The sequence below is a fragment of the Nocardia sp. NPDC058497 genome (assembly GCF_042720195.1).
Classification (GTDB): domain Bacteria; phylum Actinomycetota; class Actinomycetes; order Mycobacteriales; family Mycobacteriaceae; genus Nocardia.
Genome location: NZ_JBHXMY010000494.1, coordinates 1 through 4,490, shown reverse-complemented (window position 1 = coordinate 4,490; position 4,490 = coordinate 1). Strand labels below are relative to the sequence as shown.

The 4,490-nt window shown below is 67.8% G+C and carries 5 protein-coding genes; 3 read left to right on the top strand and 2 right to left on the bottom strand.

Annotated features, from left to right (window positions below):
• Positions 1-3: 3 nt before the first annotated feature.
• Positions 4-714: a hypothetical protein gene (locus ACFWPJ_RS25705; RefSeq protein ID WP_378854970.1), complete on the bottom strand. Its 711-nt coding sequence runs from the start codon at positions 712-714 to the stop codon at positions 4-6.
• Positions 715-752: 38 nt separating this feature from the next.
• On the opposite strand from ACFWPJ_RS25705, the gene ACFWPJ_RS25700 reads away from it, so the two are divergent.
• Positions 753-1,373: a TetR/AcrR family transcriptional regulator gene (locus ACFWPJ_RS25700; RefSeq protein WP_378854968.1), complete on the top strand. Its 621-nt coding sequence runs from the start codon at positions 753-755 to the stop codon at positions 1,371-1,373.
• 4 nt (positions 1,374-1,377) lie between these two features.
• Here the strand turns inward: ACFWPJ_RS25700 and ACFWPJ_RS25695 are convergent, their stop codons facing one another.
• A complete protein-coding gene (locus tag ACFWPJ_RS25695) occupies positions 1,378-2,397 on the bottom strand; it encodes an aldo/keto reductase (protein ID WP_378854966.1) in 1,020 nt (339 codons plus the stop codon).
• Between the two features lie 125 nt (positions 2,398-2,522).
• On the opposite strand from ACFWPJ_RS25695, the gene ACFWPJ_RS25690 reads away from it, so the two are divergent.
• Complete coding sequence (locus ACFWPJ_RS25690; protein ID WP_378854964.1) at positions 2,523-3,104, top strand: TetR/AcrR family transcriptional regulator; 582 nt, start codon at positions 2,523-2,525, stop codon at positions 3,102-3,104.
• A gap of 99 nt (positions 3,105-3,203) precedes the next feature.
• Positions 3,204-4,412, top strand: coding sequence for an NAD(P)/FAD-dependent oxidoreductase (locus ACFWPJ_RS25685; RefSeq protein ID WP_378854962.1), 1,209 nt, complete (start codon positions 3,204-3,206; stop codon positions 4,410-4,412).
• The last annotated feature ends 78 nt before the right edge of the window (positions 4,413-4,490 follow it).

Below are 4,490 nucleotides of genomic sequence, written 5' to 3'. Positions count from 1 at the left end.
ATCTTATATTTTTAAAATATACAGCGCGATTACCGCGCTGTCGGTGCTCGGCGAAAACCGCAGCAGGGCAATGCCGTACGCGGCGAACCAGATCGTCCACAGCAGCCAGCCGGACAGGCCGATCAGACCGAGCGGGCCCTTCTCGTCGATGACGACCGGCGCGATCGTCGCGGCGGTGAATTGCAGTGCGGCGGCGAGGAATCCGATCAGCGCGTGCCAGCGCGGGACGAGGCCGCCGAGGCGTCCGGCGATCGTCAGACCGACAAGCGCCAGCGCGAGAAAGGTTCCGTTGAGCGCGAGCAGCGCGTCATGAAGAGCCCACAGCGCACCACCCTCGGACGAGATCCCCAGGGCGTAGCGGATTCCGACGATCACCGTGAAGGTGGCGTTCTGCAACAGCAATCCGGCGAAACCGACGAGCGACCACGCCGTGCCCGCCCGACGTTCGACCGGCCGCAGCACTGTCAGCACGCCGGCGCCGAACAGCACGGCACAGAACCAGGCCAGCGGTGTCGGCGCCATGGCGGCGGCGACCAGGCCACGATGATCGGCGAAGAAGGTGGCCGCCTCGCCGGAGTCCGTGCCGGGCGTGGGGAGTCCGGCGGGCACCAGAATCAGGTTCGCGCCCAGGATGACCAGCACGAACACGATTCCCGCGAGGCCGGCGACCCGCTGGAACCTGGACCCGCTCGAGATATTAGCTTTATCGCTCATATTTTGAATATAGTGACCGTAAAACGAAAGGGGAACCGTTGTCCAGCGAGCCACCGCGCCGCCGCTACGACTCACTGCGCCGCACCCTGCAAGCCCAGGCAACCAGCGTCGAGATCGCCCAGGCCGCGCGCCGCCTGTTCGTCGCCCAGGGCTGGGACGCGACGACCGTCCGCGAAGTCGCCCGCGAGGCAGGCGTTTCCGTCCCCACGGTGTACTCGGCATATGGCAACAAGACCGGCCTGGTCCAGGCCATCGTCGATGCCGCGGATCTGTCCGCCGACGCCCCGCGAATGCTCGCCGAGCTCGAAGCCGCCGCGGGCGACCCACCCCGCCAGCTCGCCGCCATGGCAGGGTACGACCGCCGCCTCTTCGAACGCGCCGCCGACGTCATCGCCCTGGTCCGCGAGGCCGCCCGCACCGAACCCGACCTGGCCACCACCTACCTCGACGCCCGCCGCCGCGCCGACGACACCCGCATCCAGGTCTTCACCTCCTGGCCGGACGGCACCCTCCGCGAAGACCTCGCCACCTCCGTCGACATCTACGCCGCCCTGTGCACCATCGATGTCTACGCCACCCTCACCACCGAACGCGGCTGGCCACCGGACCGCGTCGAAACCTGGTGGGCCACCACCCTGTCCCGCGAACTCCTCGCCTGAGCGCTCAGCGGCGGCGCAGCGACGCGTCGAGCAGTGACGGTGGGGTGTCGTGCTTTTCGCCGGGGGCGAGGTCGACGCCGGGGGCGACGATGGCATCTATCGCGTCGAGGACGTCGGCGGGAAGGACGGTGTCCGCGGCCGCGAGCTGAGAGTGCAAGTGCGCCATGGTGCGTGGGCCGATGATGGCGCTGGTGACACCCGAGTGGGCAGTGGCGAAACCGAGGGCGAGCTGGATCATGGTCAGCCCGGCTTGGTCGGCGACCTCGGCCAGCTGTTCGACGGCGTTCATCTTGGCTTGATTGACCGGGATGGTGGTGTCGAAGCGATGCGGCATGAATGCCGCACGGCTGGTGGCGATCTCGCGGTCGGCTCGGATCGCGCCCGACAGCCAGCCCGACGCAAGCGGGCTCCACACCAGCACACCGAGCCCGTATTCCTGGGTGACCGGCAGGACATGGGTTTCGATGCCGCGCTGCAGGATCGAGTAGTTCGGCTGCTCGGTGACATACCGGCTGAGGCGATGTTCCCGCGCCGCCCACTGCCCCTGCACGATGCGGTACGCGGGGAACGTCGACGAGCCGAAGTAGCGGATCTTGCCCGCCCGCTGCAGGTCGGTCAGTGCCGACAGCGTCTCCTCGTCGCCGACGCTCGGATCCCAGCGGTGGATCTGATAGAGGTCGACGTGGTCGACGCCGAGGCGGCGCAAGCTGTCGTCGAGCGCGGTGACCAGCCAGCGACGCGAACCGCCACGGTGATTGCGCTCCTCCCCCATCGGCATGCTCGCCTTCGTGGCCAGCACGATGTCGTCGCGGCGTCCGGCGATGGCCTTGCCGATCAATTCCTCCGACTCGCCCTGCCCATACATGTCGGCGGTGTCGATGAGGTTGATGCCGCCGTCGATGGCGACGTCGACCATGGCGGTGACCTCGTCCTGCGTGGAATTGCCCAACTGGCCGAAGTTCATCGCGCCGAGCACGAGACTGCTGACCTGCACGCCGGTGCGACCGAGGCTGCGGTACTGCATGAGCTGCTCCTTCATGAGCTGTGCGACTTGGTTCAGGTCGCCGGATCTGACATCCTGAACAAACGGAACCACGTTCCGCTAATCAACATACGGAACATTGTTCCGCTTGCCAACCCGGAGGCAGAGTGGCCGACAACGACAGCGCACCCGCGGCGCCTCGCAAGCGCGCCGACGCCCGGCGCAACCAGCAGACCCTGCTCGACGCGGCCGCCGCGACCTTCGTCGCGTCCGGCGTCGACGTCCCGGTGCGCGAGATCGCCGCAGCGGCGGGCGTCGGCGTCGGCACGATCTACCGCCACTTCCCCACCCGCGCCGACCTCATCGTCGCGGTCTTCCGCCACCAGGTCGAAGCCTGCGCCGCAGCGGGCCCCGCCCTCCTGGCCTCCGGCGACTCCCCACACGCCGCCCTCACCGCCTGGATCGACCTGTTCGTCGACTTCCTCGTCACCAAACACGGCCTCGCCGAAGCACTCCAGTCCGATGACGCCGCCTTCGAAACCCTGCACACCTACTTCCTCGACCGTCTCATCCCCACCTGCGCCCAGCTCCTCGAAGCCGCCACGGACGCAGGCGAAATCATCTCCGGCACCGACCCTTACGAGTTCCTGCGCGCCGTCGGCAACCTGTGCATCGGAGCGGGAAACAACCCCCGCTACAACCCCCGCCGCATGGTCGCCCTCCTCGTCACTGGGTTGCGCGGGCAATAGGCCGTTCGCCTCGCGAGCGTGACCTGCGTCACGCCCTGTCACAAGAATCGCTCGCGCGGCGTCTTATGGCCGAACCCTTGTGAGGCGAAGGAGACACCGATGAGCGAGAAGATCGACGTGGTTGTGGTCGGCGGCGGATATGCGGGGGTCATGGCCGCCAATCGGCTGACGCAGCGCGACGACGTGGCGGTGACGGTGATCAATCCACGAGCGAAGTTCGTCGAGCGGATTCGGTTGCATCAGCTGGTGGGTGGGTCCGACGACGCGGTTGCCGAGTACGGCGATGTGCTGGGTAGCGATGTCCGGCTGGTGGTCGACTCGGTGACCGAGATCGATGCCGACGGGCATCGGGTGGTGTTGGCCGGTGGCGGCGCGGTCGGCTACGACTATCTGATCTACGCGGTCGGTAGCGGAAGCGCTGAGCCTCGGGTGCCGGGTGCAGCCGAATTCGCTTATCCAATAGCGAGTTTGGAGCAGGCACAGCGCCTGGGACAGGTGATCGACGCCGCGCCGATGACTGCCCCGGTGACGGTGGTCGGCGCCGGGCCTACAGGGATCGAGACCGCCGCCGAGCTGGCCGAGCAGGGCCGGAACGTGACGCTGATCTGCGGCGACGTGCTCGGCCCATATCTGCATCCGCGCGGCAGGCGCTCGGTCGCCAAGCGCCTGGCCACCCTCGGCGTGACCGTCCTCGAAGGACCCGAAGCGAAGGTGATCGAAGTGGCTCGCGATGTCGTCCGCCTCAGCGGCGGCCACACGCTGCACAGCGCCGTCACCATCTGGACCACCGGTTTCGGCGTCCCCGACCTGGCCCTCCGCAGCGGCCTGAGCACCGACACCGTCGGGCGCCTCCTCACCGACGAATCCCTGACCAGCATCGACGACCCCCACATCGTCGCGGCGGGCGACTCGGCAGCACCATCGAATCTCCCGTTCCGGATGAGCTGCCAGGCCGCGGGCCCCCTGGGCGCCCACGCCGCCGACACGGTCCTGCACCGCATCGCCGGCAACCACCCCACCCCCATCGACCTGGGTTTCGCAGGCCAATGCATCAGCCTCGGCCGCCACGCCGGCATCTTCCAGTTCGCAACCAAGGACGACACCGCGAAGTGGTACCACCTCCCCGGCCGCCCCGGCGCCAAGCTCAAGGAATTCGTCTGCAACCACACCATCAAGCAACTCGCCGACGAAGCACACAAGCCGGGCTCCCACACCTGGGCCAAGGGAGATCAGCGAAAGCAGTTCCTGCAGGACAGGACCGGTGACGCAGGCGTAACTATGAAAGGGCCGACCCGAGTCCAGTCCTGAAACGCGGCCCGATCCTTACGCGATTCGCGCCAGCGACCGAAGCCTGCACCCCCGTGCAACCACACCACACACCGTGCC

Coding starts and splice junctions, on each gene's coding strand:
- ACFWPJ_RS25705 (WP_378854970.1), bottom strand. CDS start 714: ATGAGCGATAAAGCTAATATCTCGAGCGGGTCCAGGTTCCAGCGGGTC.
- ACFWPJ_RS25695 (WP_378854966.1), bottom strand. CDS start 2,397: ATGCAGTACCGCAGCCTCGGTCGCACCGGCGTGCAGGTCAGCAGTCTC.
- ACFWPJ_RS25685 (WP_378854962.1), top strand. CDS start 3,204: ATGAGCGAGAAGATCGACGTGGTTGTGGTCGGCGGCGGATATGCGGGG.